This is a genomic window from Rudaea sp., assembly GCF_047601565.1.
Lineage (GTDB): Bacteria > Pseudomonadota > Gammaproteobacteria > Xanthomonadales > Rhodanobacteraceae > Rudaea.
In genome coordinates this window covers 221,002-247,040 of sequence record NZ_JASGIY010000001.1, presented here as the reverse complement: position 1 = coordinate 247,040, position 26,039 = coordinate 221,002, and the positions used below count along the sequence as shown (strand labels likewise).

The 26,039-nt window shown below is 65.7% G+C and carries 27 protein-coding genes; 19 read left to right on the top strand and 8 right to left on the bottom strand.

Annotation, left to right across the window (positions count from 1 at the left end; translation table 11 throughout):
- Positions 1-117: 117 nt before the first annotated feature.
- The 3 genes from pstA to pstS all read right to left on the bottom strand — a co-directional run bounded on the left by pstA (position 118) and on the right by pstS (position 3,162).
- Positions 118-993, bottom strand: coding sequence for a phosphate ABC transporter permease PstA (gene pstA, locus QM741_RS01065; protein ID WP_415205912.1), 876 nt, complete (start codon positions 991-993; stop codon positions 118-120).
- On the bottom strand, positions 990-1,970 hold the full coding sequence (gene pstC, locus QM741_RS01060; RefSeq protein WP_415205911.1) for a phosphate ABC transporter permease subunit PstC: 981 nt from the start codon (positions 1,968-1,970) through the stop codon (positions 990-992). Before pstC ends, pstA begins: the two co-directional genes overlap by 4 nt.
- 169 nt (positions 1,971-2,139) lie before the next feature.
- The gene (gene pstS / locus QM741_RS01055) at positions 2,140-3,162 is read right to left on the bottom strand and encodes a phosphate ABC transporter substrate-binding protein PstS (protein WP_415205910.1); all 1,023 of its coding nucleotides are present in this window, start codon (positions 3,160-3,162) and stop codon (positions 2,140-2,142) included.
- A gap of 273 nt (positions 3,163-3,435) precedes the next feature.
- On the opposite strand from pstS, the gene QM741_RS01050 reads away from it, so the two are divergent.
- Positions 3,436-4,065, top strand: a complete 630-nt coding sequence (locus QM741_RS01050) for a DUF47 domain-containing protein (protein ID WP_415205909.1) — start codon at positions 3,436-3,438, stop codon at positions 4,063-4,065.
- A 140-nt stretch (positions 4,066-4,205) separates the two neighbouring features.
- Positions 4,206-5,381 carry an inorganic phosphate transporter gene (locus tag QM741_RS01045; protein ID WP_415205908.1) on the top strand — a complete coding sequence of 392 codons (1,176 nt, stop codon included), beginning with the start codon at positions 4,206-4,208 and terminating at the stop codon, positions 5,379-5,381.
- A 9-nt stretch (positions 5,382-5,390) separates the two neighbouring features.
- Here QM741_RS01045 and QM741_RS01040 read toward each other — a convergent pair whose 3' ends face one another.
- Positions 5,391-6,173, bottom strand: a complete 783-nt coding sequence (locus QM741_RS01040; RefSeq protein WP_415205907.1) for a TatD family hydrolase — start codon at positions 6,171-6,173, stop codon at positions 5,391-5,393.
- Between the two features lie 4 nt (positions 6,174-6,177).
- Positions 6,178-7,386 carry a magnesium transporter gene (locus tag QM741_RS01035; RefSeq protein ID WP_415205906.1) on the bottom strand — a complete coding sequence of 403 codons (1,209 nt, stop codon included), beginning with the start codon at positions 7,384-7,386 and terminating at the stop codon, positions 6,178-6,180.
- A gap of 204 nt (positions 7,387-7,590) precedes the next feature.
- On the opposite strand from QM741_RS01035, the gene QM741_RS01030 reads away from it, so the two are divergent.
- Together QM741_RS01030 and QM741_RS01025 are read left to right on the top strand one after the other, a co-directional pair.
- Positions 7,591-8,100, top strand: a complete 510-nt coding sequence (locus QM741_RS01030; RefSeq protein WP_415205905.1) for a glycine zipper 2TM domain-containing protein — start codon at positions 7,591-7,593, stop codon at positions 8,098-8,100.
- 228 nt (positions 8,101-8,328) lie between these two features.
- Complete coding sequence (locus QM741_RS01025) at positions 8,329-9,807, top strand: hypothetical protein (protein ID WP_415205904.1); 1,479 nt, start codon at positions 8,329-8,331, stop codon at positions 9,805-9,807.
- Positions 9,808-9,825: 18 nt separating this feature from the next.
- Here the strand turns inward: QM741_RS01025 and QM741_RS01020 are convergent, their stop codons facing one another.
- On the bottom strand, positions 9,826-10,263 hold the full coding sequence (locus QM741_RS01020; protein WP_415205903.1) for a cell wall hydrolase: 438 nt from the start codon (positions 10,261-10,263) through the stop codon (positions 9,826-9,828).
- A 412-nt stretch (positions 10,264-10,675) separates the two neighbouring features.
- A complete protein-coding gene (locus QM741_RS01015; RefSeq protein WP_415205902.1) occupies positions 10,676-11,560 on the bottom strand; it encodes a YgfZ/GcvT domain-containing protein in 885 nt (294 codons plus the stop codon).
- A 166-nt stretch (positions 11,561-11,726) separates the two neighbouring features.
- Here QM741_RS01015 and QM741_RS01010 point away from each other — a divergent pair, with 166 nt between their 5' ends.
- The 8 genes from QM741_RS01010 (at position 11,727) to QM741_RS00975 (ending at position 16,740) form a co-directional block, all read left to right on the top strand.
- A complete protein-coding gene (locus QM741_RS01010) occupies positions 11,727-11,912 on the top strand; it encodes a DUF1674 domain-containing protein (protein ID WP_415205901.1) in 186 nt (61 codons plus the stop codon).
- A 45-nt stretch (positions 11,913-11,957) separates the two neighbouring features.
- The gene (gene sdhC / locus QM741_RS01005; protein WP_415205900.1) at positions 11,958-12,353 is read left to right on the top strand and encodes a succinate dehydrogenase, cytochrome b556 subunit; all 396 of its coding nucleotides are present in this window, start codon (positions 11,958-11,960) and stop codon (positions 12,351-12,353) included.
- Positions 12,350-12,757: a succinate dehydrogenase, hydrophobic membrane anchor protein gene (gene sdhD / locus QM741_RS01000; protein ID WP_415205899.1), complete on the top strand. Its 408-nt coding sequence runs from the start codon at positions 12,350-12,352 to the stop codon at positions 12,755-12,757. The genes sdhC and sdhD overlap by 4 nt, the downstream gene beginning before the upstream one ends.
- 26 nt (positions 12,758-12,783) lie before the next feature.
- Positions 12,784-14,574: a succinate dehydrogenase flavoprotein subunit gene (gene sdhA / locus QM741_RS00995; protein ID WP_415205898.1), complete on the top strand. Its 1,791-nt coding sequence runs from the start codon at positions 12,784-12,786 to the stop codon at positions 14,572-14,574.
- 157 nt (positions 14,575-14,731) lie between these two features.
- The gene (locus QM741_RS00990) at positions 14,732-15,517 is read left to right on the top strand and encodes a succinate dehydrogenase iron-sulfur subunit (RefSeq protein WP_415205897.1); all 786 of its coding nucleotides are present in this window, start codon (positions 14,732-14,734) and stop codon (positions 15,515-15,517) included.
- A gap of 161 nt (positions 15,518-15,678) precedes the next feature.
- Positions 15,679-16,098: an MAPEG family protein gene (locus tag QM741_RS00985; RefSeq protein WP_415205896.1), complete on the top strand. Its 420-nt coding sequence runs from the start codon at positions 15,679-15,681 to the stop codon at positions 16,096-16,098.
- Between the two features lie 38 nt (positions 16,099-16,136).
- Positions 16,137-16,337 (top strand): succinate dehydrogenase assembly factor 2, encoded by a 201-nt coding sequence (locus QM741_RS00980; RefSeq protein ID WP_415209051.1) that lies wholly within the window; start codon positions 16,137-16,139, stop codon positions 16,335-16,337.
- Positions 16,309-16,740: a protein YgfX gene (locus tag QM741_RS00975; protein WP_415205895.1), complete on the top strand. Its 432-nt coding sequence runs from the start codon at positions 16,309-16,311 to the stop codon at positions 16,738-16,740. The genes QM741_RS00980 and QM741_RS00975 overlap by 29 nt, the downstream gene beginning before the upstream one ends.
- A gap of 144 nt (positions 16,741-16,884) precedes the next feature.
- On the opposite strand, the gene QM741_RS00970 is transcribed toward QM741_RS00975, so the two are convergent.
- Positions 16,885-17,538, bottom strand: coding sequence for an outer membrane protein (locus QM741_RS00970; RefSeq protein WP_415205894.1), 654 nt, complete (start codon positions 17,536-17,538; stop codon positions 16,885-16,887).
- Between the two features lie 363 nt (positions 17,539-17,901).
- On the opposite strand from QM741_RS00970, the gene QM741_RS00965 reads away from it, so the two are divergent.
- The 7 genes from QM741_RS00965 to QM741_RS00935 all read left to right on the top strand — a co-directional run bounded on the left by QM741_RS00965 (position 17,902) and on the right by QM741_RS00935 (position 25,987).
- Positions 17,902-19,143 (top strand): lipoprotein-releasing ABC transporter permease subunit, encoded by a 1,242-nt coding sequence (locus QM741_RS00965; RefSeq protein ID WP_415205893.1) that lies wholly within the window; start codon positions 17,902-17,904, stop codon positions 19,141-19,143.
- Positions 19,144-19,147: 4 nt separating this feature from the next.
- On the top strand, positions 19,148-19,837 hold the full coding sequence (gene lolD / locus QM741_RS00960; RefSeq protein WP_415205892.1) for a lipoprotein-releasing ABC transporter ATP-binding protein LolD: 690 nt from the start codon (positions 19,148-19,150) through the stop codon (positions 19,835-19,837).
- 185 nt (positions 19,838-20,022) lie between these two features.
- Positions 20,023-22,317 carry a DNA internalization-related competence protein ComEC/Rec2 gene (locus tag QM741_RS00955; RefSeq protein ID WP_415205891.1) on the top strand — a complete coding sequence of 765 codons (2,295 nt, stop codon included), beginning with the start codon at positions 20,023-20,025 and terminating at the stop codon, positions 22,315-22,317.
- Between the two features lie 200 nt (positions 22,318-22,517).
- Complete coding sequence (locus QM741_RS00950) at positions 22,518-23,522, top strand: aldo/keto reductase (protein ID WP_415205890.1); 1,005 nt, start codon at positions 22,518-22,520, stop codon at positions 23,520-23,522.
- Positions 23,519-24,385 carry an amidohydrolase family protein gene (locus tag QM741_RS00945; RefSeq protein WP_415205889.1) on the top strand — a complete coding sequence of 289 codons (867 nt, stop codon included), beginning with the start codon at positions 23,519-23,521 and terminating at the stop codon, positions 24,383-24,385. The genes QM741_RS00950 and QM741_RS00945 overlap by 4 nt, the downstream gene beginning before the upstream one ends.
- Positions 24,382-25,128 (top strand): SDR family oxidoreductase, encoded by a 747-nt coding sequence (locus tag QM741_RS00940; RefSeq protein ID WP_415205888.1) that lies wholly within the window; start codon positions 24,382-24,384, stop codon positions 25,126-25,128. Before QM741_RS00945 ends, QM741_RS00940 begins: the two co-directional genes overlap by 4 nt.
- A gap of 10 nt (positions 25,129-25,138) precedes the next feature.
- Positions 25,139-25,987, top strand: coding sequence for a fumarylacetoacetate hydrolase family protein (locus QM741_RS00935; RefSeq protein WP_415205887.1), 849 nt, complete (start codon positions 25,139-25,141; stop codon positions 25,985-25,987).
- The last annotated feature ends 52 nt before the right edge of the window (positions 25,988-26,039 follow it).

Below are 26,039 nucleotides of genomic sequence, written 5' to 3'. Positions count from 1 at the left end.
ATTCCCGCGCGCTCCTGGCGGGAATCCAGCGACTTTTCTTTTTGCGGTGCTGCGAAAGCAAAGTCACTGGATTCCCGCCTTCGCGGGAATGACGAGCAAGAGCAATGGCGGCGTGCATCAGTCATTGGACACCTTGTTGCGCAGCAGAATGGCGCGCGAGATCAAACTGAGGGCGAGCACGAACAGCGTGACGATCAGCGCGCCGGCCCAGGCCAGCGACTTCCAGCCGGCGTCGGCGCTCATCGCGAACTTGTAGATCACGACCGGCACCGAGGCCATCGGCTGGGCGACGTTCGTGCTCCAGAACTGGTTGTCGAACGCGGTGAACAGCAGCGGCGCGGTCTCGCCCGAGATGCGCGCGAGCGCGAGCAGCACGCCGGTGACGATGCCGGGCAGGGCGGCGCGGTAGAGCACCTGCATGGTCACCTTCCACTGCGGCACGCCGAGCGAAAGCCCGGCTTCGCGCATCGCGCTCGGTACGAGCTTGAGCATTTCGTCGGTCGTGCGCACGACCACGGGCAGCACGATCAGCGCGAGCGCGAGCGAGCCGGCGAACGCCGAGTAGTGGCCGACCTGCTTGACCACGACCGTGTAGACGAACATGCCGAGCACGATCGACGGCGCGGACAGCAAAATATCGTTGAAGAAGCGGATCGCCTCGCCGAGCCGCGACTTCTTCGCGTATTCGGCGAGATAGGTGCCCGCGGCGATGCCGATCGGCGCGCCGATACCGATCGCGAGCAGGCAGATCATCGCGCTGCCGGCGAAGGCGTTGAGCAGTCCGCCCTCGTCGCCGGGCGGCGGCGTCATCATCGTGAACAGCTTGCCGTTGAGCGAGGAAATGCCGGTGTAGAACGTCGTCCACAGGATCCACGCGAGCCAGAACAGGCCGAAGCCGGTCGACAGCGTCGCGAAGACGAGGCCGACGCCGTTGACGATGCGGCGGCGGAAGTAAAGGCGGTCGGCGACCGCCTGGCGGGCGGCGTCGCTCATTTGCCTTCCTTCTTTTCCATCTGCCGCAGCATCAGCTTGGCGATCGCGAGCACGATGAAGGTGACGACGAAGAGCAGGAAGGCCAGCGCGATCAGCGAGGAGCGGAAGATTTCCGAATCGGCTTCGGCGAATTCGTTCGCGATCGTCGCCGCGATCGAATTGCCCGGTTCGAGCAGCGACAGCGACAGCCGGTGCACGTTGCCGAGCACGAAGGTCACCGCCATCGTCTCGCCGAGCGCGCGGCCGAGGCCGAGGAAGATGCCGCCGATCACGGCGGTGCGCGTGTAGGGCAGGACGATGTCCCAGGCCACTTCCCAGGTCGTCGAGCCGAGCGCGTAGGCCGATTCCTTGAGCCGCGTCGGCACGGTGAGGAACACCTCGCGCATGACCGAGGAAATGAACGGAATGACCATGATCGCGAGGACGATGCCCGCGGTGAGCATGCCGAGGCCGAGCGGCGGCCCTTTGAACAGGCCGCCGACGACGGGCCATTCGCCGAGATGGTCGTTGAGCCAGGGGATGACGTGGCGGCCCATGATCGGCACGAACACGAACAGGCCCCACATGCCGTAGATGATCGAGGGGATGCCGGCGAGCAGTTCGATCGCCGAGGCGACCGGCGTGCGCAGCCAGGGCGGCGCGATCTCGGTGAGGTAGAGCGCGATGCCGAAGCTGACCGGCACCGCGATGATCAGGGCGATCGCCGCCGTCACCAGCGTGCCGTAGACCGGCGCGAGCGCGCCGAACTGCTTGCCGACCGTGTCCCAGTCGGAGGAAACGAGGAACTTGAAGCCGAACGTGGCGAAGGCTTCGCGGCCGCCCCAGAGCGTGGTCAGGGCGACGCCGGCGAGGGTGACCAGGACGAAGACGCCGGCGCCGGCGACGATGCGCCGGAACAGACCGTCGGCGAAGCCGTCGCGGCGCGCGCGGCGCTCGTCGGATTGCGGGATGGCTATTGAATTGGCGGTGCTGGACATTTTTGCTTTCCTTCTCCCACCGGGAGAAGGTGCCTGGAGGGCGGATGAGGGAAGAGCCTTCCAGTTCCGCAATGCTTGGCTGCAACGGAAAGCCCTTCCCTCATCCGGCGCTTCGCGCCACCTTCTGCCGGTGGGAGAAGGGGAGCGAAGCGCAGAGAGATTCAGCCGATCAGAGCTTGACTTCCGCCTTCCAGTACGCCTCGATCTGCTGCACCAGCGCGGCCGGCAGCGGCACGTAGTCGAGCGCCTCGGCCTGCTTGCCGCCTTCGCTGTAGGCGTACTTGAAGAAGTCGATCACGGCCTTGGAATGCGCGGCGTCCTTCGGCGTCTTGTAGATCAGCGCGAACGCGGTCGCGGTGATCGGCCACGAGTCGTCGCCCGGCGCGTTCGTGATCACGAGCTGGAAGTCCTTGGCGCTCTTCCAGTCCGCGTGCGAGGCCGCCGCGGCGAAGCTGGCGAGGTTCGGCGTGACGAACTTGCCGGCCGCGTTCTGCACCTGCGTATAGGCCATTTTGTTCTGCAGCGCGTAGGCGAGTTCGACGTAGCCGATCGAGCCGTTGATCTGCTGCACGTAGGCGGCGACGCCCGCGTTGCCCTTGCCGCCGACGCCGACCGGCCACTGCACCGAGGTGCCTTCGCCGACCTTGTCCTTCCACTCGGCGCTGACCTTGGACAGGTAATTGGTGTAGTTGAACGTCGTGCCCGACCCGTCGGAACGGTAGACGGCCTGGATCTCCGCGTCCGGCAGCTTCACGCCGGGATTGTTCGCGGCGAGCGCCGAGTCGTTCCACTTCTTGATCTTGCCGAGGTAGATGTCGCCGAGCTGCGCGCCGGTCAGCTTGATCTCGCCGGCCTTGACGCCTTCGATGTTGACCACCGGTACGACGCCGCCGATCACGATCGGGAACTGGCCCAGGCCCGCGGCCGAGAGTTCGTCCGGCGACAGCGGTTTGTCCGAGGCGCCGAAGTCGATCGTCGCCGCCTTGATCTGGGCGATGCCGGCGCCCGAACCGCCGCCGCCGTAGTTGATGTGGTTGCCGGTCTTCTCGGCATAGGTCGCCGACCACTTGGTGACGATCGGTTGGACGAAGGTCGAACCGGCGCCGGTAATGTCGATGGCCCAGGCCGAGCCCGCGAACAGCGTGGCGGCGACGGCGAAAGCCGTGAGCGAATGACGAATGCTGTGGAACATGGAAACCTCCGTAGGGGGAAATCGCGCGGAGGCGCGGACGACGTACCCCGCGCCGCTCCTGGACGCCGCAGCAGGCTACGCGGGGAATTTGAAAGTTTTATGACACGCATCGGGAACGGGGAATCGGGAATCGTTCCAGAATCGATGGGCCGACGCCCCTTCCCGAAGACGAGGCGCTGCGGAGGTTTTTCCGGTTCCCGATTCCCCCCGTCCCCATTCCCGGCTTCTGTAACAAAACGGTAAACTTGCCGCCGGTTCCGCGGGGACGATCCCATGTTTTCATTGCAGACCATCTTCGGCAAGGGCGACAAGTTCTACGGCCTGCTCGAGGCCAGCGCCGACGCGGCGCGCCAGAGCGCGCGCGCGCTGATCGCGCTGTCGCGGCAGAAGACGCCCAATCCCTCGCTCGACGAATTCCGCCTCGCGCGCCGGCGCGAGAAGCAGATCTTCAACGACATCAGCGCCGAACTGGTCAATACCTTCGTCACTGCGCTCGAGCGCGAGGACATCGAGGCGCTGTCCGGGGCGCTTTACAAGATTCCGAAGAACATCGAGAAATTCGCCGAGCGCTACGCACTGTTCGCTGGCCAGCTCATGGATGTCGATTTCGGCTCGCGCGCGGTCATGCTCGAGAAGGGCTGCGAGGTGATCGCCGAGATGGTCGGACTGCTGCGCAAGGGCATGCCGCTCGACAAGATGAAGGAGCTCAACGACCGCATACAGGCGATCGAGGGCGAGGCCGACCGCCTGATCCTCGACCTCTATCGCGACCTGTTCGCCAAAGAAAACGACATCGCGCGCCTGCTGTTGCGCAAGGATTTGTTCGAACTGCTGGAAAAAGCCATCGACCGCTGCCGCGATGCGGGCAACGTGATCTACGCGATCGCGCTGAAGAATTCGTAAGGTTTTCCTTCTCCCGTCGGGAGAAGGTGCCCGAAGGGTGGATGAGGGGAGCGCCTTGCAATATATGAAGTTCGTTCAGCGTTGTCGCGCTTTTCCCTCATCCGGCGCTGCCGCGCCACCTTCTCCCGGCGGGAGAAGGGATGCCATCGCATCCTCAACTTGAGCGATATACCGAGAATTGCAACGTGACCCTGACTCTCGTCCTCGCCGTCATCCTCGTCGCCCTCGTTTTCGAGTACATCAACGGCTTCCACGACACCGCCAACTCGATCGCGACCGTGGTCGCGACCAAGGTGCTCAGCCCCGGCCAGGCCGTGCTGCTCGCCGCGGCGACGAACCTGCTCGGCGCGCTCTGGGGCACGGCCGTGGCGAAGACGATTTCATCGGGATTGATCGATGCGAACGTCGTCAACGTCACCCCCGAATTGCTGATCTGCGCCTTGCTCGGCGCGACGATCTGGAACCTGATCACCTGGTGGTGGGGCCTGCCGTCGAGTTCCTCGCACGGCCTGGTCGGCGGCCTTTGCGGCGCCGCGCTCGCCGGCGCGCACAACGACTGGCATGCGCTGATCTGGAACCAGCCCGGCGCGCATTGGTGGGACGGCAAGGGCCTGTGGCCGAAAGTGATCCTGCCGATGATCACCTCGCCGCTGGGCGGTTTCGTGCTCGGCATCGTCGTCATGGGCCTGCTGTTCGCGGTGATTTCGTGGATCGGCTCGCGCCGCAGTCCCGCCGTCAATCAGTTCGGCAGGCCGAAATTCATCAATGCGTTCTTCGGCAAGGCGCAGATTTTCTCCGCCAGCGCGATGGGCCTCTCGCACGGCATGAACGATGCGCAGAAGACGATGGGCATCATCGCGCTTGCGCTCGCCGGCGCGACCAGCGCCGGGACGCTCGACCAGCTGCCTTCGTTCCTGCACTTCCTGCGCGTCGATCAGGATGCGTCGAAGTCGTTCGAGATCGCGCTGTGGATCAAGCTCGTCTGCGCCCTGACCATGGCCGCCGGCACCGCCGCGGGCGGCTGGCGCATCATCAAGACGCTGGGCCACAAGATGGTCAAGCTGCACCCGATCCACGGCTTCGCCGCGGAGACGAGCTCGGCCGCGGTCATCATCGCCGCGTCGACGGTCGGCATCCCGGTGTCGACCACGCACAACATCTCGGCGGCGATCATGGGCGTCGGCGTGGCCAAGCGCGCGAACGCGATCAAGTGGACCGTGGTCGAGCGCATGGTATGGGCGTGGCTGCTGACGATTCCGATCGCGGGCGCGATCGCCTACGCGCTCGCGCGCCTCGTCGAGGCCGTGTTTTCGTAGCGGTGCGGTTCATCGCGCCTGCCGCGCAGGCAGGCGGAACACGCGTTGCGCGTTGCGCGTCGTCGCCGCGGCGATGTCTGCGGCGGATGCGTCGCGCAGCGCCGCGATGCAATCGCAGACTTCGCGCAGCAACGCGGGCTCGTTGCGCCGGCTCTGGTGGCCGTGCAGCGGCTGGTCGGGCGAATCGGTTTCGAGCAGCAGGAATTCGAGCGGCATCGACGCGGCGATGCCGCGCAGCCGGCGCGCACGCTCGTAGGTGATGGGGCCGCCCAGGCCGATGCAGAAACCGAGTTTCCACAGTTGGCGTGCCTGTTCCTCGCTGCCGGAGAAGCTGTGCACGACGCCGTTAAGGCCGCCGATGCCGCGCAGCGCGACGATGACTTCGTCGAGCGCGCGGCGCGCGTGCAGGATCACGGGCAGCTCGAATTCGCGCGCGAGTTCGAGCTGGCGGCGGAAATAGAACCGCTGCGCTTCCGCATCGAGACCTTCGACGAAGAAGTCGAGCCCGCATTCGCCGACTGCGACGGGCCGCTCGCGCTCGATCCAGTCGCGCAGCGCATCCAGGTGTTCGGGCTGGTGGTCGGCCAGGTACATCGGGTGCAGGCCGTAGGCGGGATACAGGCCATGTTCGTCGCGGCACAACGCGCGCAGCGCGTCGAAGCCGGCCAACGCGGTTGCCGGCATGATCTGCCGCGCCACGCCCGCGTCGCGCGCGCGCGCGAGCACGGCGCCGCGGTCGGCGTCGAATTCGGCGGCGTCGAGATGGGAGTGGCTGTCGACGAGATCGGACATCGCGCTACATCAGCCACCACTGCGCCAATCCGAGAAACAGCCCCATGCTGACCACGTCGGTCGCGGTGGTCAGGAAGATGCTCGAGGCCATCGCCGGATCGGCGCCGGCGCGCTTGAGCGCCATCGGCACGCCGGCGCCGGCGACGCCGCTGGCGATGCTCGACAGCGCGGTCGCGGCGAGCGTGATCAGTGCGAGCGGCAGCGCGTGTTCGTTGTGCTGCATGCGTGCGATCACGTACATACCGAGTGCAGCGACGGCGCCGACGAACACGCCGTTGAGGAAGCCGACCCAGGCCTCTTTCGCCAACAGCTTGCCGGCACGGCCGGCGCGCAATTCGTTCAAGGTCATGCCGCGCAGCGTCACCGCGAGCGTCTGGCAGCCTGCGTTGCTGCATTGGCTCGACACCACCGGCAGGAACACGGCAAGCAGCACGATGGCGTTGATCGCGTTCTGGAAATACCCGACCACCGCGGCGGAGACGAATGCGGTCAGCAGGTTCACCTGCAACCACGGATGGCGCAGCTTGAGCGCGCGCAGCCACGGCGTGGTCGTGCGTTCCTCCTTCTCGACGCCGACCATTTCGCCGGCCTGCGCGCTGATCTCGAACGCCTGCTCCTCGAACAGCACCTGGCCGCGCACCTGACCGACGAGCCTGCCCGCGGCGTCGCAGACCGGATAAACCGGATAATGCCGCATGACGACCTCGCGCATCGCATCGACGAGCTTCGTCTCGGGGCGCAGCGAGAACGGATCGCGCACCATGATCTCGCCCAGCGTCTGCGTGCGTTGCGCATAGAGCATTTCGCGGAACGTGACCACGCCGACCAGCCGCGAATCCGCATCGACGACGAACAGGTAGGTGACCAGACGCGTCCTGACCGTGTCGCGCAGCGCGTCGATCGCGGCCTGCACGGTGGTCTGCGGCGCGAAGCGCGGGCCGCTCGATTCCATCAGGCGCCCGACGCTGGACTGCGGATACTGCGTGCGCAGGCGCCACAGTTCGCCCTCGTCGACCGGCGCGGCCGCGGCGATCGCCTCGCGCCGCGCCGGGGCGAAGTGCTGCAGAATGGCGATGGCCTGCGCGGGCCGCAGTTCGCTCAATGCGATGGCGATGTCGGCGTCACCGATGCCGACGGAGTCGAGCTTATCCTTCGCGGAGAGCGGATCGAGATTGCGGATGCGCTCGCCGAGTCTTTGCGCCGCCTGTGTCATCGTTTTCCCCGTCGATGCGTTGTTGGGCCGAGTCAGGGCAAATGCTAACCCGGCAGTGCCCGATCCGGTACGTACGGCCGCGATGCCGTTGCCGCGGGCCAGCCACGCGGGAAATTCCGCGATGGTTCACGCGGCGGCCCGCAAAATGCTTGCACCGGCCCGCACAAAGCGGGCTGCACGAATCGACACTACGAGGACAATCACATGTTGCACCATCGCGGACTCATCGTTTTGCTGATCGTCGCCCTGTTCGGCCTGCAGGCCTGCGTTGCGCCGCCGCCGCGCGAGCGCGTGGTTTATCGCGATCCGGCCGGAAATGGCCAGCGGGGCGGCTACTACGGGCAGGACAGGGGCGTCTGCCAGCGCTGCGGCACGATCCGCCAGATCGAACAGGTGCGCGTGGACCAGCAGACCACGGGCGGCGGCGCGATTCTCGGCCTGATCATCGGCGGCCTCATCGGCAACCAGTTCGGCCGCGGCAGCGGACGCGCGGCGACCACGGCGATCGGCGCGGTCGGCGGCGCGGTCGCCGGCAATGCGATCGAGGACAACAACGCGCGCGCGGCCTCGGGCTACGCGTGGCGCTTCTACGTCGAACTCGACGACGGCCACGAAGCCTGGGTCGGCCAGTACGACAATCCCGGCTTGCGCGTCGGCGATCGCGTGATCATTCGCGGCGATCGCCGCGACGGTCGTCTCGAACTGATGCGCTGACCGTTTCGCGGCAGAGAGCAAAACGAAACCGGGCGTGCCCGCGCACGCCCGGTTTTTTTGTTGTCCGCGCAGCGATGCTACAGTGGGTCGACCCGATCGCCGCCACGGCGGATCCGGTCAGGGAGCGCGGCGATGGCCATTGCCAGGGTCGACGCCTGCCATCCAATAAGCGATTCCAGTTACGGGAGAAATCCAATGAGGACCTTGTTGCAGCCAACGATGCTGGCGATGGCTACCGGCTTCGGCCTCGCTGCCGCGATGCCGGCGCATGCGGTGTTTCTCGATCCGAACGGGCGCGGGCAGGTACTGGTGTATCCGTATTTCACCGTCAACGGCAACAACACAACCTTGGTGACGCTGATCAACTCGAGCAAGGATGCCAAGGCGGTCAAGGTGCGTTTTCTCGAAGGTTACGACGGCCGCGACGTGCTCGATTTCAACTTGTATCTGGCGCCATTGGACACGTGGGTGGGCGCCGTCGTGGAGAAAGGCGAGGGCGCGGCGCTGTTCACCAACGATGGCAGTTGCACGGTGCCGGCGCTGCCCTCGACGTTGGAGCAGGCGCTGGCGTTCTCGACGGCGAATTTCAACGCCGGTTCGGCGCAAGGCGCGGATGGCGGCCCGACCGGCCTGGCGCGCACGCGCGAGGGACATATCGAAGTCATCGAGATGGGCACCGTCACCGATGCCGCGCACGGCACGCGGACTTCGATCCAGATCGACGCGGACGGCAAGCGCGACTGTACGCAGGTCGTCGATGCGTGGGCCGATGCGGGCTACTGGCGCAGCGATGCGCAGGTCGACATCGGGCCGCCGAGCGGCGGCCTGTTCGGCAGCGGCACGATCGTCGACGTGGCGCTCGGCTCGGTGGCATCCTACAACGCCGATGCGGTCGCGCAGTTCTACGCGGACGGCGACAGCGGTGAACACAGCGCGCCGGATGCGTTGACGCCGAACATCGCCGGTGGCACCTCGTTGACCGCGCTGGTCTATGCGAACGACAAGCCGTTCGATCTGACGTTCTCGCAAAGCATCGACGCGGTGTCCGCCGTGTTCATGGCCGACACGCTAGCCAACGAATACTGGACTGGGGGCGGAACGGCGGCGAGCTCGGAATGGGTGATCACCTATCCGACCCGGTGTTTCTACGTCGATCCGTATTATGTCGGCCAGCAGGCGCGAATGCCGTTCGAAAACATCTACGCGCAAACCGCGAGTGGCGATGTGGTCTCGTATACCGATCTGCAGTGGGTGCAGGTGGATCGAGAAGGATACGGGGATGTTTTCGGCACTTGCCTTGAACCTCTGTTATGCCCGCCACCGCGTCTCTTGTACGACAGTCAGGTCGTGACGTTTGGTATATCCAATCCTGACGGCATAGAGACGGATGAGTTCTACAACCCGAAAACGCCTTCCGGCATTCTCGGCTCGAATCTGGTGCCGATGAATCTGCCCGCGTCGGCTGCCGGCACGGGATGGGCAAGGCTGGATTTTCGTCAAGGGAAATATATCTATTCGCAGCCGCGCCTGCTTGCCACGACGGATGGCCGCGCGCTCGCGGGGCAGCCGGTCACGGGCTTCTGGGTCGCGCAACTGGTCAACGGCAACGTCGACGGCAACGGAGTGCTCGCCAACTACACGAGCCTGTTCCGCCACAAGTCCACCTCGACATGCACGAAAGTGGCCGATGGTTCTGCGTGCTCTTGAATCGTGGCGGCGCGGGAATCAGTCCGCGCGATAGAAGCTGTGCTCGCCGATGCGCGCGAGCGGATTGCCTTTCGCCCACGCCGGCGTCGGCGTGTTCGATGCGTAGAAATGATCGGCCTTGGGCACCACCGAATAGCGCAACGCTTCAGGCAGCGACCAATTCGCCATCGCGAGGTTGGCGATCGCCCACGAACGCTCCAGCGCATCGGTTTCGTCCATCGCGTAATTCTGCGGCACGAGCGTGAACGCGAATTGCGCGGGCGCGGTGAGCACGGCGCAGAGCGAGTTGCCCCACTGGCCGCTGTCGGCGCGGCGCAGCGCGACCTCGGCGACCGCAAGTTGGCCCGCCGTCGATTCGCTGCGCGCTTCGAGGTAGATCGTGCCGGCGAGACAGGCGCGGTCGGCCACGGGTTGCGGCAGGATCGAGGCGAGCCAGAGCAGGAAGGACAGTTTCATGGGCGGACGTTTTATCGAAAGGGAATTCGTGGCTCGCGATCCGCGTCGCGCTGCAGCGCGCCAAAGCAGAAGGCCAGACCGGGATTTCATTCCTTCGAAGCAGGCTGCGATGCGGACCGCGCACTGGCTGGGACGAAGGATTCGTTTTGCGGAATCGTTTCGGATTCCGTCGCATCGGCGCACTGCACGTGGGCTGATGCTGGCGCGCCGCCCGAGGGCGGCGCATCGATTCAGTGTGCGAAGAGTAGTCGATTTGCTGCGATCGCACAACGCCAAATGTTAAGAACGGGGAAAGCTGAACGATCGTGTTCAGAAAGAATTAAGCAATGATACAAAGAGAAAATGACTCATTTTCTCATATTTTCTTTTTATACAAATTTACAAAAGTACAGATATACTTCTGTGGGTATTTTCAGCGCGAGCCGATTTTTTCGGCCGAAAGCAGGCCGAGCCCGAGCGAGGAGAGTTTCTGCAAGTGCCCGGCGCCGCGTTCGCCAAGTACGGCCAGCGCGGCGCCAGCGCCCGTGCCGGTCCATGCCGAGCACACGACAAAGCCGGCTTCTCCACCCTCCGCCTCGAGCGCCGTGCCCGGCGCGGGCAGGCGTTCGGCGGAGAAGGCGATGCGATGCAGCCAGCGCTTGTTGCCGCCCTTGAAGTGCAGGCGCGCGACGATTTCCTGGCCGGGATAGCAGCCCTTGTTCGTGCTCGTGGCGCCGAGCGTATCGAGCCCGATCCACGCGGGCAGCAGCTTGTCCTCGAGCGCGGGATCGAGCGTGACGAGGCCCGCGTCGATGTCGGCGAGCGCGTTTGCATTGCGCGCCTCGTCGGAGTCGTCCGCGTCGGCGGGAACACTGCCGCTGTCGCATAGCACGAGCCGGCGTCGCGGCTCGCCGGGAAGCGCGAGCGCGGTCCGCCCGCCGTCGCGTTCGATGCGCATCGCGTTCGGGGACTCGGGATTCACGATGCCGGCCGCGGTTTCGCGTTCGATGAATGCGCCGTATTCGCTCGCGCCCAGCGTCACCTTCGCGCGCAACACGTAACGCGCGAGCGCGTCGCGCAATGCGTTGGCCGTTCCGCCGCGCAGCACGAGGCGAAGGTGCGCAGCGTCGTCGCGCAGCAGGTGGAAGAAGGCGCGCACGCGGCCTTGCGCGGACAGCCACGCCGACCATTGCCAATGTCCGTCCGGAAGTTCGGCGAGGTTGCTCGAGAACTGCGCTTGCGCGAATGCGATCGCATCCGCACCGGAGATGTCGACGATGTGGACCGCGGGCAATGCGACAAGGGGGGCGGAAGTCATGATCGTGCGTCTCGAGTGCTGGCCCGGTTCCGCCGTGATCCTTGTGAGCGGGCAGATTGCGGGCGCCGCTCGTGTCAGTCCCGGGATTGGACGTTATACTTGTGCAACGCGGGAGATGTGGAGATTTCCTGCCGATTGTCAAGCGAACAGGGGTAGGCATCGCGCCATGTCGATCACGATATCCGAATCCCGTTCCGCCGATCGCACGCCGCGTGCGCCGGACGAAAAGGTAACATGCGCGCCGCCGCCGAACGGCGCGGCGTTGCCGCCGAAGGAGGTCGGCGGACGCGACGGCCCGGAGCCGACGCGCTACGGCGATTGGGAAAAGAACGGCCGCTGCATCGATTTCTGATCGCCCTCGGTTCAAACACGCAGTAGCCACATACAAGGTTCTCGTATGCCGCAAAACGCACGTCCACTTTCTCCGCATCTGCAGATCTACCGCTGGCCGCTGTCCATGGCGCTGTCGATCCTGCACCGTGCCACGGGCATCGCGCTCGCGGTCGGCCTGCTGCTCGTGGTCTGGCTGTTGTTCAGCCTCGCGCGCGGGCCGCAGACCTTTGCCGTCGCAAGCGCCTTCTGCGGCTCATGGTTCGGGTTGACCCTGCTGTTCGGCTGGAGCTGGGCCTTGTTTTTCCATTTGTGCAACGGCGTTCGCCATCTGTTCTGGGACGCCGGCAAGGGTTTTTCGATCCAGCGGGCGAAGGCAAGCGGCGTCGTCGTGGTCGTCGCCAGCTTTGTCCTGACCGGCCTGGTCTGGGCCTGCGTGATCGCGCAGGGAGGTGCGTCATGAGCACGCCCGGCATGGATCGCGCGAATCTGCGCACGCCGCTCAAGCAAGTGCTCGGCCTCGGCAGCGCGAAGAGCGGCACGCATCACTTCATCGTGCAGCGCATGACCGGGCTTGCGCTCGTGCTGCTGGTGATCTGGGTAGTCGGCTTCACGCTGACGCTCGTGCACGCGGGCGACTACGCCCATGCGCGCGCGCTGCTGCGTCAGCCGCTCTGCGCCGCGGGGTTGGTCGCGTTCGTCGTCGTCTCGTTCTGGCATGCGCAGCTCGGCCTGCAGGTGGTGATCGAGGACTACGTGCACACGCGCTGGCTCGAAATCGCCTCCCAGATTGCGGTCAAGTTCGTCTGCGCCGGTGCGGCACTGATCGGTGTCATCGCCATCTTCCGCGTTCACATCGGCTATTGACGCAGCAAACGGAAAGACTCACGACAATGTCAGCTTACCCAATCACCGAACACAAATACGACGTCGTCGTCGTCGGCGCCGGCGGCGCCGGTCTGCGCGCGACTTTCGGGCTCGCCGCGAAAGGCCTGAAAACCGTTTGCCTGACGAAAGTGTTTCCGACGCGCTCGCACACGGTCGCGGCGCAGGGCGGCATCTCCGCCGCGCTCGGCAACATGGGCCCGGACGACTGGCGCTACCACTTCTACGACACGATCAAGGGCTCGGACTGGCTCGGCGACCAGGACGCGATCCAGTACATGTGCCAGAACGCGCCGGCCGCGGTGATCGAACTGGAGCACTACGGCGTGCCGTTCTCGCGTACCGAGGAAGGCAAGATCTACCAGCGTCCGTTCGGCGGCATGACGACGAAATACGGCGAGGGTCCGCCGGCGCAGCGCACCTGCGCCGCGGCCGACCGCACCGGCCACGCGATGCTGCACACGCTGTACCAGCAGTCGCTCGCGCACGACGCGCAGTTCAAGGTCGAATACTTCGCGCTCGACCTGATCTTCGACGCCAAGGGCGCCTGCCGCGGCGTGCTCGCGCTCGACATGGCCGAAGGCATGCTGCATCTGTTCCGCGCGCACGGCGTCGTGCTCGCGACCGGCGGCTACGGCCGCGCGTACTTCAGCGCGACCAGCGCGCACACCTGCACGGGCGACGGCGGCGGCCTCGTCGCGCGCGCCGGGCTGGCGTTGCAGGACATGGAATTCGTGCAGTTCCACCCGACCGGCATCTACGGCGCCGGCTGCCTGATCACCGAAGGCGTGCGCGGCGAGGGCGGCATCCTGCGCAACTCGAACGGCGAACGTTTCATGGAGCGTTATGCGCCGCACTATAAGGACCTCGCTTCGCGCGACGTGGTCTCGCGCTCGATGACGATCGAGATCCGCGAAGGCCGAGGCGTCGGCGAGCACAAGGACCACATCCTGCTCGACCTGACCCATCTCGGCCCCGAGGTGATCCACGAGAAGCTGCCCGGGATCGCCGAGAGCGCGCGCATCTTCGCCGGCGTCGACGTGACCAAGCAGCCCATCCCGGTGCTGCCGACCGTGCACTACAACATGGGCGGCATTCCGACCAACCATCACGGCGAAGTCGTGCAGAAGGTCGGCGACGATCCGGACAAGGTCGTCGAAGGCTTGTACGCGATCGGCGAGGCGGCCTGCGTCTCGGTGCACGGCGCCAACCGCCTCGGCTCGAATTCGCTGCTCGATCTCGTCGTGTTCGGCCGCGCGGTCGCCAATCGCGCGGCGGAGACGATCAAGTCGGGTGCCTCGCACGTAGTGCTGCCCGACGACGCTACCGAGGCGGCGCTGGCGAATCTCGACAAGTTGCGCAACGCGAAGGGCTCGCGCTCGACCGCCGAGGTGCGCCTCGACATGCAGCGCACGATGCAGAGCGATGCGGCCGTGTTCCGCACCTCGAAGACGCTCAAGGAAGGCTGCGAGAAGATGGACAAGGTGTTCGTCTCGTTCGACGACGTGCGCGTCGGCGACCGCTCGCTCGTGTGGAACTCCGACCTGATCGAGACATACGAACTGCAGAACCTGCTCTACAACGCCGTCGCGACGATCAACTCCGCCGAGCAGCGCCACGAATCGCGCGGCGCGCACGCGCGCGAGGACTATCCGAATCGCGACGACGTCAACTGGCAGAAGCACACGCTGGTCAAGGTCGACCACAAGGGAGCGTGCAGCTTCGACTACCGGCCGGTGCACATGAATACGCTGACCGACGAAGTGAAGACGGTGCCGCCGAAGGCGCGGGTGTACTGAGAAAGCGAAGCACACCAGGTCGTCATTCCCGCGAAAGCGGGAATCCAGTTTCTTCTTTAATGCTGCTCAGATAAAAGCAAGATCAAGATGGATTCCCGCTTTCGCGGGAATGACGGCAAAAGAAACGTTGCTCATCCAATTTGAAAGGTGCGTGGTCATGGCCGAGTTCAGCCTCCCCAAGAATTCCAAGGTGCAGAAGGGCAAGAAGTACCCCGCCAAGGCCGGCGCGAAGAACGTACGCACGTTCCGCGTCTACCGCTGGAACGAGGAGGACGGCCAGAATCCGCACATCGACGAGTACGAAGTCGACATGGATTCGTGCGGGCCGATGGTTCTCGACGCGCTGCTCAAGATCAAGAACGAGATCGACTCGACGCTGACCTTCCGCCGCTCGTGCCGCGAAGGCATCTGCGGTTCGTGCGCGATGAACATCGACGGCCACAACACGCTGGCCTGCACCAAGGCCTGCGACGAGATCAAGGGCGACGTGAAGATCTATCCGCTGCCGCACATGCCGGTGGTCAAGGACCTCGTGCCCGACCTCACCAACTTCTACGCGCAGTACGCCGCGATCAAGCCGTGGCTGCGCACGCAGACGCCGCCGCCGCCCGACCGCGAGCGCCTGCAGTCGAAGGAGGACCGCGCCAGGCTCGACGGCCTCTACGAATGCATCCTCTGCGCCTCGTGCTCGACCTCGTGCCCGAGCTACTGGTGGAACGGCGACAAGTACCTCGGCCCGGCGGCGCTGCTGCAGGCCTACCGCTTCATCGCCGACTCGCGCGACGAGGACACCGGCGCGCGCCTCGACGAACTTGAGGATCCGTTCAAGCTCTATCGCTGCCACACGATCATGAACTGCACGAACACCTGCCCGAAGGGACTGAACCCGGCCAAAGCGATCGGCGAGATCAAGAAGCTGATGGTCGAGCGCAAGGGCGTATGATTTTCTTTCCTTCTCCCATCGGGAGAAGGTGGCGCGCAGCGCCGGATGAGGGAAGAGCGCTGCAATTGACAATGTCGTGCGATCTTGAAAGGTCTTTCCCTCATCCGCCCTCCGGGCACCTTCTCCCAGTGGGAGAAGGGAAGCGGGACTAAGGGGAAACCATGGACGCGCGTCTGATCTTCTGGCCCGCCGTTGCGCTGGTTCTGCTGACTTTCGTCGTGCAGGTGCGCATGTTCCTTGCGCGAACGGCCGAGATTCGGCGCGAGCGTATTCCCCTGCGCGAAATTGCCACCTCCGCACAACTTTACGCGCGCCTGAGAGACGTGCAGGCAGCCGACAATTTCCGCAACCTGTTCGAATTGCCGGTTGTGTTCTATCTCGGTGTCGTCATCGCCTTTCTCACCGCGCAGGTGAACGCGCTGACCCTGGCGCTGGCTTGGACTTTTGTCGTCTCGCGTATCGCGCACAGTTACATTCACTGCACGAGCAATCGTGTTCGCTATCGCTTCTATGCCTACGCGTTTGGCGTGTGCGTCATGTGGGTTTTCTGGGCCGCGCTCGCTTGCGGCTTGTTGAAGTGAACGAGGCCGGTCGCCTGCGCTGGCGCTGTCGCCGCGGCATGCGTGAGCTGGATCAACTGCTCGGCTGGTGGCTCGACGCGCGCTACGAGCGCGCCGGGACCGAAGCGAAAGCGGCGTTCGCCGAACTACTTGAACAACCCGATCCCGAGCTGTGGCATTGGCTGCAAGGCCACGGCGCGCCCAGCGACGTGCGTTGGCGCGCCGTCATCGATGAAATCCGTACCCGCGATCACGTTTGATTACCGTCCGTCGCGCACGCTGTGGCTCGCGACGTTGGCCATTGCCGTGCTCGCCCTGGCGGCGATCGCCTTGTGCGGATTGCCCGCATGGTCGAAATTCGCGCTGGTCGTGGCGACGGCGATTTACGCCACCCATTCGTTGCGCACGTTGTCCGCACCCGGGTTCACACGGGTGACGTGGCACTCGGCCGGGCACTGGCGGCTGCGGGATGCGGCCGGGAGCGAACGTGTCGGGGAACTCGTGCACGGCGTCGTGCTCGGCGCGCTGATCGTGCTCGTGTTGCGCATCGACACCAAACGCGCGACGGCGCTGGTATTGCTGCCGGACAATTGCGATGCGGAGACCCGGCGCCGATTACGCGTGCGTCTGGCGCGGGCGGGCTCGATCGACGCAGCGGCGTGAGAAAGCCGGCCCGGCGCAATGCCGGGCCGGTTGTCCGAAAAGCGTCCTTGCGCTTCTTCTCCGTTGGAGAGCGGTGAATTGTTCATGCGATCGTCCTGATCGCGAAGATCGGGAAGCGGCCAGTCCCTTGGCCGCATTTTTCAATCAAAAGCGATATTCCGCGTTGACCGAGGCCAGGCCCGGATTGAGTTCGAGACCGTCCTTGCGCGTTTCGAAATAGGTGTAGTTGAGGCCGACCGACACGTGGTCGTTGAAGTCGTGGCCGACACCGACACCCGCATAACCGCCGACGTCGTGGTTGTTCACGCGATAGCCCGATTCGGCGGTGATGGCGTTGTCCGGGGTGCCGAGGACGCTGCTTCCGTCGGCCGTCCAGCCCTTCATGTCGGCGCGATAGGCGCCGCCGCGCAACGACAGATACCATTGCGGATTGAAATTCAGGTGCGCGTTGGCGCCGAGCGTCCAGCCGCGATCGGATGCGGTCGCGTGAGGCAATCCCGCGGGGACGCTGTCTTTCAAACCGAACCGGCCAAGATCGGTGTAGCCGCCTTCCACGCCGAGCGCGACGTAAGGCGACAGCGCGAAGCGATAGCCCGCATTGATGCCGCCGGCGAAACGGTTGTCCTTGTACATTCCGTGGTCGAGTATCGACGCGCCGGCATCGCCGTTGACGAAGAATCCGCCGGCGTTGTTCGTGATGCCGGCATTGGGCGCGGGCGAAGTGTCGTCGGCGAAAGCACAAGGCGCGACAGCGGCGCCGACGGAGACGAGGGCGAGAACCAACAGCGTATTTTTCATCGTGTACTCCAATTGCTCATGGGTGTTGCCGTATCGAACGGCGCGGGTTTTTTCGGGACCTTGCGCCGTCCTGCGACGGTGACGTCGCCTGGATACGGACGAGGAGAAGGGACGGAAGGTTTCTTTCCAACACCAATTGGTTCTGTAATAGTTCACCTAGGTGAAGCGGCGTACAGGAACCTGTATGTCTTCGCGTGTGGCGAACTGACTCGCGTGCGTGCAGCACGTACAATTCGCGTTATTGCTGGCGCTGCGCGCAGCAATAACTGTCGCCGTTCAAGCGACCAGTGAACTGGTCGCTTAACGCCGACGAGGCGATTCTTTCGCGAGTTCGAGGTGTTTTCGTAAACGGATTTCCATTGCATGTTTTATCCGCTGCAACTGTTCATCGGCCTGCGCTATACGCGCGCGAAGCGCCGCAACCACTTCATCTCGTTCATCTCGCTGGTCTCGATGCTCGGCATCGCGGTCGGCGTGGCGGCGCTGATCGCGGTGATGAGCGTGATGAACGGTTTCCAGGGCGACATGCAGGAGCGCATCCTCGGCATGGTCGCGCACGCGTCGATCGAGAGCGTTGACGGCGGCGTCCCCGACTGGCGCGACACGGTGAACAAGGTCGACGCAAGCCCGCACGTCGTCGGCGCGGCGCCGTATCTCGACGCGCAGGCGCTGCTGCGCGGCAGGCGCACGAGCGCCGCCGTCGTGCACGGCCTCGTGCCCGAAGAGGAGCCGAAGGTGTCGAACGTCGGCGACAAGCTGCTCAGGGGCTCGCTTGCGGACCTCAAGCCCGGCAGCTTCAACGTCATCCTCGGCAACGAGCTGGCGATGCAGCTCGGCGTGCGCGTCGGCGACAAGGTCACGGTGATGGTGCCCGAGTTCAGCGTCACGCCGGTCGGCGCGGTGCCGCGTTCGAAGAACTGCGAGGTCGTCGGCGTGTTCGCGGTCGGCTTCGCCGAGTACGACACCGGCGTCGCGCTGATGAACCTCGACGATGCGGTGACGCTGTTGCGCGCCGACGGGCCGGGCGGTATCCGCCTCAAGCTCGACGACATGTTCGATGCGTACAAGATCGCCGTCGGCCTGCGCGACCGTCTCGGCCAGTACTTCAAGATCACCACGTGGGAGCAGAGCCACCAGAACTTCTTCAGCGCGGTGAAGATGGAGAAGACGGTGATGTTCATCATCCTATCGCTCATCGTCGGTGTCGCCGCGTTCAATCTCGTCTCGACGCTGATCATGCTCGTCACCGACAAGCAGGCCGATATCGCCATCCTGCGCACGCTCGGCATCTCGCCGAGCAAGGTCATGGGCATCTTCACCGTGCAGGGCGTAATCGTCGGCAGTTTTGGCATTCTGCTCGGCCTCGTCGGCGGCGTGCTGCTCGCATGGAACATCCCGGCCGTGGCGAAGTGGCTCGAGCACACGTTCCACTTCGAGATCCTGCCCGCCGACATCTACTACATCAACGAAGTGCCATCCGACCTGCACTGGGGCGACGTCGGCTGGGTTGCGGCGATCGCGTGGGTGTTCTGCCTGCTCGCGACTTTGTATCCCGCCTGGCGCGCGGCACGCACGCAGCCGGCAGCGGCGCTGCGCTATGAGTAACGCGATGAACAGCGATATCGTTCTGCGCGCGAGCCACGTCGCCAAGACCTATGCCGAGGGCAAACTGCGCACGCCGGTGCTGAACAACGTCAGCTTCGAGCTCGCGCGTGCGTCGACGCTCGCGATCGTCGGCGCGTCGGGCGCGGGCAAGAGCACGCTGCTGCACATCCTCGGCGGGCTCGATACCTTGAGTTCCGGCGAGGTCGAGGTCGAGGGCCGCGCAATGTCGAAGCTGTCCGACCGCGAGCGCGGCGAAGTGCGCAACCGCTCGCTCGGCTTCATCTATCAATTCCACCACTTGCTGCCCGAATTCACCGCGCTGGAAAACGTGGCGATGCCGCTGTTGATCCGCGGTACCAAGGTGGCCGAGGCGAAGCGGCAGGCGAACGAGTTGCTCGATCGCGTCGGCCTCGCGCACCGCACCGCGCACAAGTCGGGCGAGCTGTCGGGCGGCGAGCGCCAGCGCTGCGCGGTCGCGCGCGCGCTCGTCACGCGTCCGGCCTGCGTGCTCGGCGACGAGCCGACCGGCAACCTCGACGAGAAGAACGCAGCGCAGGTCTACGCGCTCATGCTCGAACTCAACCGCGAGATCGGCACGAGCTTCGTCCTCGTCACCCACGACCGTGCGCTTGCGCGGCGTATGGATCGCGTGCTCGAACTGCATGGCGGCGGTTTGGCCGAACCCGCGCCATAGCTCTTGATTTCCTTCTCCCGCCGGGAGAAGGTGGCGCGCAGCGCCGGATGAGGGAGAGGTTCTGCACGATGCAATCTCGTTTCATTCTGGCATGCTTCTCCCTCATCCGCCCCTTCGGGGAACCTTCTCCCGATGGGAGAAGGGAAGAAAAACGTGTCTGTTTCCTGCCGGGCGACCTTTTCAGCGTGGCGACGGCCGTTGCCCTGCTCGCGGGAGCCGTCGCGGTACAGGCGATGAGCGCGCTGCCTTCGCCGTGGATCACCGCGGGCCTGGCGGCCGTCGGCATCGGCATGGTTTTCCTGCGCAGCCGCTGGCGCTGGGCCGGTTTCGTCCTGCTTGGCATGGCATGGACGATCTGGCGCGCCGATCATGCGCTGTCGGCGCGGCTGCCTTCTTCGCTCGAAGGCGAGGACATCGTCGTCAGCGGCGAGGTGCTCGGGCTGCCACGCGCGCAGGATGAAGCGACGCGATTCGATCTGGCCGTCCATACGGCCGAACGCAACGGCGAGCCCGCACCGATTTTCGGCACGCTGCGCCTGCATTGGTACGCCAGCGAAAAGACCGTCGTTCCCGATATCGCGCCGTGCTCGCAGTGGCGCCTGCACGTGCGCTTGAAGCGGCCGCGCGGGCTGGTCGATCCGGGCGGTTTCGATTTCGAGCGCTACGCGCTCTCAGAAGGCATCACGGCGACGGGCTACGTGCGCGAGGATGCGATCGATCGAACCACCGGAACGCGGCGGTTCTGCGTCGAGGGATTGCGGCAGCGGCTCTCGCAGGGCATTGCCGACGCGCTTGGCCCGGGCGCGCAAAGCGACGTGCTGCGCGCGCTCGCGTTCGGCGACCAGCAGGCGATGGACGAGGGCGAGTGGAACGTCGCGCGCGCGACCGGCATTCCGCATCTGATCGCGATCTCCGGCCTGCATATCGCGCTGTTCGCCGGTTTCGGCGTGCTGCTGGTGCGGGAGTTATGGAAGATCGCGCCGCGACTGACTTTGCGCTGGCCGGCGCCGCTGATCGAGGCGTTGGTGAGCATCGTGTCCGGCCTCGCGTATGCGGCCATCTCCGGACTGGGCCTGCCGACCCGACGTGCGTTGGTGATGATCGGCATCCTGCTTGCGGCGAATCTCATTCGCCGCGCGCGTGCGCCCGTGCACGGGCTTGCGTTCGCCGTGATCGTCCTGCTTGCGCTCGATCCGCTGTGCGTGTTGAGCGCGGGATTCTGGCTGTCCTTCGTCGGTGTCGCGTGGCTGATGTTCTGCCTTGGCGGCCGCGGTGAACGCCGGCGCTGGTGGCAGGAGATGGGCAGCGCGCAATGGGCCGCGAGCCTGGGTCTGTTGCCGCTGACGATCTGGTTCTTCGGCCAGAGTTCGTTGATCGGGCCCGTCGCCAATCTGATCGCCGTGCCCGCAATCTGTTTTTTCATCCTGCCGGTGGCGGTGTGCGGGGCGTTGCTGCAACTCGCCTTGCCCCTCATCGGCGTGCCGTTGTTGAAGGCAGCGGGACTGGCCATGCAGGCGCTGTGGTGGCTGCTCGAACGCATGGCGAACTGGCCCGGCGCGCTCTGGTATTTCCCCGAGCCGAGCACGTGGGCGTTCGCGCTGGCCATGCTCGGCGCGGTGTGGCTGCTGATGCCGCGCGGCTTGCCGGCGCGCGGGCTGGGCCTTGCGTTGTTTCTCCCGCTGCTGGCTCCGGCGCGGCATACGCTCGCGGAGGGCGAATTCGAAGCGCTGATGCTCGACGTGGGGCAGGGGCTGTCGCTGGTCGTGCGCACGCGCGATCACGCTCTCGTCTACGATGCCGGCGCGCGGTTCCCGTCGGGTTTCGATCTCGGCGAGGCTGCCGTCGTGCCGGCCTTGAGAGCGCTTGGTATTGAAGATATCGACAGACTCGTCATCAGCCACGGCGACAACGATCATGCCGGCGGCGCGGCGGCGGTGCTTGCAGCGTTTCCGCATGCACGGGTGGCCAGCGGCGAGCCGGAACGATTGACGGTCCCGGCGTCGCAATGCCTTGCGGGCGAGGCATGGAACTGGAACGGTGTCGCCTTCCGCATCGTCCATCCGCACGAACCACTCGCGGCGAAGGACAATGACCGCTGTTGCGTGCTCGAAGTGCGCAGCGGCGACAGCGCGCTGCTGCTCACTGGCGACATCACCGCGGCCGTCGAAGGCGACGTCGCTGCCGCACTCGCACCGCCGGCGCCGCACACGATCGTGCAAGCCGCGCACCACGGCAGCAAGACCTCGTCGAGCGAGGCTTTCCTTGCCGCGGCGAAACCCGAGTGGATGCTGGTCTCGGCCGGCTATCGCAACCGCTTCGGCCATCCCGCACCGACGGTCGTGGCGCGCTATCGTGACGATGGGATCGGCATGTTCGACACCGCGCAATCGGGATTTGCCGACCTGCGTTTTACGCCCGATGCGCCGCCGCGCTTCATCGAGAAGGGAAGGGTGGACCGGCATCCGTACTGGCGCGAATAAAGCCGAACGGCATTTCCAGCCCTGCCCTGACGGCGTGCTTTCGCGCAGCGGCGGTAACGGGAGTGCCAATGGCCAGGCGGCAGGCGGACTCGAGCTTCAAACCGGATACTTACAAAGTTTTGCATGCACAATTGAAGTCCATATATGATACATTTCGGTTGGTGCCCTGATCGAACCGTCCGCTGTAGATAGCTGCAAAGATGTCGCGACCCCAAAGCACGGAATTCCCCGACCTGGGGCCTCTCGGTTTCGGCACGGCCCCGTTGGGGAATCTTTATGCCGCGGTCGATGAGAGAGAGGCGCACGCGACGCTCGCGGCGGCCTGGCAGCGCGGCATCCGCTATTTCGATACCGCGCCGTTCTACGGCCACGGCCTTTCCGAACAACGCCTCGGCGACGCCTTCGCGACGCGGCCGCGCGGGGAATTCGCCGTATCGACCAAGGTCGGCCGCCTGATCGAAGCCGATGCAGGGCGGAGCGGTCGGATCAACGACGGGTTTGCGGTGTCGGGCAGTCGCGCGGTCTTCGATTACAGCCGCGACGGCGTGCGCCGTTCGTTCGAGGCGAGCCTGCGGCGCCTGCGCCTCGACCGCGTGGACATCCTTCTGCTGCATGACGTCGGCCGGCTGACGCACGGCGAGCGCCACGCGACGATGCTCGCGCAGGCGCTGGCCGAAGCCTTGCCTGAGATGGCGCGGCTGCGCGAGGAAGGCCTGGTCGGCGCGATCGGACTCGGCGTCAACGAGCAGGAAGTGTGCCTCGAGATCCTGCCGCGCTTCCCGCTCGACTGCGTCATGCTCGCGGGCCGTTATACGCTGCTCGAGCAGCAGGCGTCGCGCGAGCTGATGCGCGAGGCGCAGGCGCGGCGCGTGAAGATTCTCGTCGCCGGCCCGTACAACTCGGGCCTGCTCGCCGATGCGCGCGGACCCGGCGCGACGTACGACTATGCGCCGGTCGATGCAGCCACGCTCGAACGCGCACGGACGATCTACGCGATCTGCGCGCAGGCGAGCGTGGACGTCGGCGCCGCGGCATTGCGGTTTCCGCTGGCGCATCCGGCCGTGGCGACCGTCGTTGCCGGCATGCGTTCGGTCGATGAAGTCGAAAGCGCGGCGGCGCGGCGCGATGCGGTCGTCCCCGCCGCGCTCTGGCAGCGCCTGCAGGATGCCGGCCTCCTTCCGTCCGACGTGGCGCTGCCGTCGTGACCCTCGTCGACGCCCACCAGCATTTCTGGCGCCTGTCGCGCGGCGACTACGCGTGGCTGACGTCCGGGCTCGGCGCGCTGTATCGCGATTTCGAACCGGCGGACCTCGCCTCGCTGCTTGTGCAGAGGAACATCGATGCGACCGTTCTGGTGCAGGCGGCGGCGACCGAGGCGGAAACCCGTTTCCTGTTCGACCTGGCGGACAAGCATGCGTTCATCAAGGGCGTGGTCGGCTGGACCGACTTCGCGGCCCCCGCCGCCGCACGGCGCATCGCCGCACTCGTCGAAGCCGGCAGGGGCAAGTTGAGAGGCCTGCGGCCGATGATCCAGGATCTCGCCGATCCGCAGTGGGTGTCGCGCCGCGAACTCGATGCCGCGTTCGTGGCGATGATCGAGCACGATCTGGCCTTCGATGCCCTCGTGAGGCCGCAGCACTTCCCCGCGCTGCTCGTCCGCTTGCGGCGGCATCCGCGGCTGCGCGCGGTGATCGATCACGCCGGCAAACCCGATATCGCGCAGGGCGAGTACGAAGCCTGGGCGCGGCAGCTCGAAACGCTCGCCGCTGAGTCGAACGCGAACTGCAAGCTGTCGGGATTGTTGACCGAAGCGAGAACCGGTGCCGCGATGGAGGATTTGGCGCCCTATGTCGAGCACATCTTCCATTGCTTCGGTGGCGGGCGCGTGATCTGGGGCAGCGACTGGCCGGTGCTGACTCTCGCATCCGGCTACGCGGCATGGTTCGACATGGCCCGCGACCTGGTCGCCCGTTGCGCGCGCGGCCATGAGTCGGCGGTATTCGGCGGCACGGCGACGAGAATATACCGGCTGGAATACCAGTCATTCGAAGGCGAGAGAACGACATGAGCGGAAGGCTGCAAGGAAAACATTGTCTGGTCACGGCGGCGGCGGCAGGCATCGGCCGCGCGAGCGCGCTCGCCTGCGCGCGCGAGGGCGCGCGCGTGCTCGCGACCGACGTCGACAAAGCGGCGCTCGACGCGCTGGCCGCGGACAAGCCGGCGATCCGCACGGCCGCGCTCGACGTGACCGACCCGGCGCAGATCGCCGCGCTCGTCGCGGCGAATCCCGACATCGACGTGTTGTTCAACTGCGCGGGCTACGTGCACGCGGGCAGCATCCTCGACTGCGACGAGGCTGCCTGGAAGCGCTCGTTTGCGATCAACGTCGACGCGATGTTCCACACCTGCAGGGCGGTCTTGCCGGGCATGCTCGAACGCGGGCGCGGCAGCATCGTCAACATGGCCTCGGTCGCGTCGAGCATCAAGGGCGTGCCGAACCGCTTCGCCTACGGTACGACCAAGGCGGCCGTGATCGGCCTGACCAAGGCGATCGCCGCCGACTACGTCGCGCGCGGCGTGCGCTGCAACGCGATCTGTCCCGGCACGGTGAAGACGCCGTCGCTCGCTCAGCGCGTCAAGGCGCTGGGCGGCGACGAGCGGCAGGCCTGGAAAAGCTTCGCCGACCGCCAGCCGATGGGCCGGCTCGGCGAGGCCGACGAGATCGCCGCGCTCGTCGTCTATCTCGCTTCGGACGAATCTTCGTTCACCACGGGCACCACGCACGTCATCGACGGCGGCTGGGCCAACTGAGGAGTACACGATGAAGCTGTTTCGATACGGCGAGCCCGGGTGCGAGAAGCCGGGCCTGCTCGATGCGCAGGGCACGCTGCGCGATCTGTCCGGCGTCGTCGACGACATCGCGGGCGATGTGCTCACGCACGCCGGGCTCGCGAAATTGCGCGCGCTCGATCCGGCGGCGCTTCCGGCCGTGGCCGGCAGTCCGCGCTACGGCGCCGCGGTCGGCTGCGTCGGCAAGATGGTCTGCGTCGGCCTCAACTACTCCGACCACGCGGCCGAGACGAACGCGAAAGTGCCCGAGATGCCGATTCTTTTCATGAAGGCGACGACCGCGATCGTCGGCCCGAACGACGACGTCATGATCCCGCGCGACTCGGTCAAGACCGACTGGGAAGTCGAACTCGGCATCGTCATCGGCGACGTCGCGCGCGACGTGTCGCGCGAACAGGCGCTCGACCACGTCGCCGGCTATCTCGTCGTCAACGACGTTTCCGAGCGCGAGTTCCAGCTCGAGCATTGCGGGCAGTGGGTCAAGGGCAAGAGCTGCGACACGTTCGGCCCGATCGGGCCCTACCTCGTCACGCGCGACGACGTGCCCGACGCGCAGAACCTGTCGATGTGGCTCGAAGTGAACGGCCACCGCTACCAGAACGGCAGCACGCGCACGATGGTGTTCGACGTGCCGACCCTGGTCAGCCACGTCAGCCGCTACATGACCCTGATGCCGGGCGACGTGATCTCGACCGGCACGCCGCCGGGCGTCGGCCTCGGCCAGAAGCCGCCCGTCTACCTGAAACCCGGCGACGTGATGGAGCTGGAAATCGAAGGCCTCGGCAGGCAGCGCCAGAACGTAGTTGCGTATCGCCGATGAATCGCGAAGCGAACGCGCCGCCGCGGCGCGAAATGGAACAAGGGAGAAAGGA